At 54.1% G+C, this 2,945-nt stretch carries 2 protein-coding genes and 1 pseudogene; 2 read left to right on the top strand and 1 reads right to left on the bottom strand.

The window, feature by feature from the left end; translation table 11 throughout:
- The first annotated feature begins 83 nt into the window (after positions 1 to 83).
- The gene (locus tag ACRZ95_RS22745; protein WP_480555644.1) at positions 84 to 800 is read left to right on the top strand and encodes a branched-chain amino acid ABC transporter permease; all 717 of its coding nucleotides are present in this window, start codon (positions 84 to 86) and stop codon (positions 798 to 800) included.
- 117 nt (positions 801 to 917) lie between these two features.
- Here ACRZ95_RS22745 and ACRZ95_RS22740 read toward each other — a convergent pair.
- Positions 918 to 2,047, bottom strand: a protein-coding gene (locus ACRZ95_RS22740) for an IS3 family transposase (RefSeq protein ID WP_480424262.1) whose coding sequence is annotated in 2 segments (ribosomal slippage) — positions 918 to 1,804 and positions 1,804 to 2,047 — 1,131 coding nt in all. Because the reading frame shifts where the segments join, the coding sequence is not laid out codon by codon here.
- Positions 2,048 to 2,147: 100 nt separating this feature from the next.
- On the opposite strand from ACRZ95_RS22740, the pseudogene ACRZ95_RS22735 reads away from it, so the two are divergent.
- A pseudogene (locus ACRZ95_RS22735) lies at positions 2,148 to 2,826 on the top strand (IS6 family transposase).
- The last annotated feature ends 119 nt before the right edge of the window (positions 2,827 to 2,945 follow it).

The following is a 2,945-nucleotide window of genomic DNA, read 5'->3' as shown; positions in this document are numbered from 1 at the left end:
ACGAACTATAGTTCTCCCTGATCGCTAACTGCACTTCGGGCCGGTTCTTCTGGCCCGAAGCGATAAGAAAAAGCTGGAACACAATGGAACAAGTAATCGCCAACGGGGTCTATTTGGGCGCGCAATATGCGATGATCGCCCTTGGCCTGACACTTATCTTCGCCCTTATGAACGTGCTCAACTTTGCCCATGGGCAGATGTACGTTATCGGCGGGTTTGTCACCTACACCTTCTACGGACAACTCGGCCTTCCCTTTGTGGTCGCTTTGTTTCTGGCCTGCGCCACGCTGTTCATCCTCGGAGCCCTGGTCGAAAAGTTCCTGTTTGGTCCAGTGATCAAACGCTCCTCCCGAGAGGAAAGCACCATGCTTCTCGCGGCGGGCCTTGCGTTCTTTCTGGACGCCGTCATCCTGTTGGTCTTCGGTGAGAAACAGCGCGGTGTGCCGAAAATCGTCGACGGGGTCTTCAACTGGGATTTCCGGTTGATCATGCCCTATGACCGGATTCTCATCTGCGTTCTCGCAATCCTGTCCATCGTCGGCTTCATTCTGTTCATGCAGTACTCCAAGACCGGGCGCGCGCTGCGTGCCCTGGCCCAGGATCGCACGGCTGCGCAATTGATGGGCGTGAATGTCGATCGCTACTCGATGATCGGTTTTGCTCTCGGCGCGATGCTGGCGGGGCTTGTTGGTGGGTTGCTTGTTACGATCACAGGCGTGAACTGCGAATTTGTTTGTCAGACGCAGGCCCGTCTAAACCCAGAGTGTTCCACGGAAAAACACCGGACTTACCGGACATAGTTGCGCTCAATGATCTCGATGTTTTGAAGCAACTGGTCCCGATATCTCGCGATTTCACGCGGATCTTGTTTGCTCAATATGGACCTGTCGCGTTTTTGTGCCGCTCCAAGTGCTCGTTTAAACCACTTTCCGTTCGAAGGCGACGGGACTTTTCCAGCCCAGTGCTGAGTGTCGGCGGCGCGGATTGTAGAAGCCGTTGATGTATTCGAAGATGGCCGCTTCAGCCTGCCGTCGGGTTTGCCATGACCGCCGCCAGATCAGCTCAGCTTTGATCGTTTTGAAGAAGGTCTCGACGGCGGCGTTATCATAGCAATTGCCTTTGCCGCTCATCGACACTTTGAAGTCATGTTGGCGCAGGATCTTCTGATAATCGTGGGAACAGTATTGGCTGCCACGATCCGTGTGGTGGATGCAGTCCTTCGGTGGTGATCTGAAGGCGATAGCCATTCTCAGCGCCCTGATGGCCAGGTCTCGCTTCATCCGATTGCTAACAGCCCAGCCAATCACACGGCGGGAATGCAAGTCCAGAATGACGGCGAGATAAAGCCAGCCTTCACGGGTCCAGACATAGCTGATGTCACCAGCCCATGTCTTGTTCGGCTGATCCGCTGTGAAGTCCCGATCCAGTAGGTTGGGCGCGATATTGAACTTGTGATCGCTGTCTGTCGTGACCTTGTGCTTGCGTGTTCTCAACACGGATATGCCGTTCTGGCGCATCAGGCGACCAACGCGACGATGCCCCACAGCCAAACCAATTTCCTTCAACTCTTCAGTCATGCGCGGCCTGCCATAGCTGCCCAAACTGAGGCGTGACTGTTCTTTGATATGCGCCAGCGTGACCAGATCAGACCGCTGTCTGCGACTGGCAGGGCGGCTGCGGAAGGCACGCAGACCGCGTGCGCTGACACCGACGACATCGCATAACCGGTTGGCTGGAAAGCTGGCTCTGTGTTCTTCGATAAACCTAAATCTCATTGCTTTAGGCCCGCGAAGAACTGGGTGGCCTTTTTTAGGATTTCCCTCTCCTCCTTGAGGAGCCGGATCTCCCGTCGAAGTCGCTCATTCTCTTGAGCGAGGCTCAAATCCTCTTTGGAAACCACGTCTGTATCTCGGTGCGCTGTGATCCATTTGTTCAGCGTGGACATCCCGACACCTAGATCATCAGCCACCTGCTTGCGTGTTAGCCCACTGGTCAATGCGATACGCACCGCATCTTGCCGGAATTCGGCCGTCCGTTTCAGTCCCATAGTCAGTCTCCTTTGCTGCAGTAGATGCTATCAAAGGAGCGGCATCAAACCGTGATATGTCGAAAAGATATCTGACACTACCTATGGTTCATGTACGAAAATGCCGCGCCTGATGGGATTTCGTTTTCCGCGTGAGATCATCGCTTATGCTGTCTGGGTTTACCATCGCTTTGCACTCAGCACTGCGAATGTTGAATATCTGCTCGCGAAACGCGGCGTGACGGCCAGTCGGGAAACGATCAGACAATGGGTCAACCGCTTTGGTGGCCATTTCGCGAACTGCATCAGGCGAAACCGACAAGTGGCATTTGGACGAAGTGATCATCCCGATCGCCGGTCGGAAATGCTGGCTGTGGCAAGCAGCGGATGCGAACGGAGATACTCTTGATATCCTCATCCAATCACGGCGGAGTGCCAAGGCAGCCCGGCGCTTTCTGAAGCGGCTGATTTCGCGATTCGGTGAACCTCGTGTCGTGATCACGGATAAGTTGCGAAGCTATTTCAAGCCGATCCGCAATCTTGCGCCGGATGCGGAACACCGAGCACACAAAGGGTTGAAAAATCGGATCAAAGGGTCACATTGACCCACTCGAAAGCGTGAAAAGCTCATAGGACGCTTCAAGTCGCTAAGGCAGACGCAAAGGTTCTTTTCTGCTCAAGACCAGATCAACACCATCTCTCGGTCCCGTTGCGATCAACTCGCTACCGTCTCATACCGTCACGCCAGAACCGATGCTTTCGGCCTCTGGAACGGCCGCGCACTCGAAATGATCGCCTGATAGACGCAGACCAGACAGCCATCAGCCGCGTGTAAACAAGTTGGCAATGCCGATTTGCTACATCTGAAATAGTTATTGGCTATAATAAAATAGTGCAGCAGTATTGGCCTCCGAAATCA

The sequence above is a fragment of the Ruegeria sp. AI3 genome (assembly GCF_056541245.1).
This window is presented reverse-complemented; position numbering and strand designations above follow the sequence as displayed.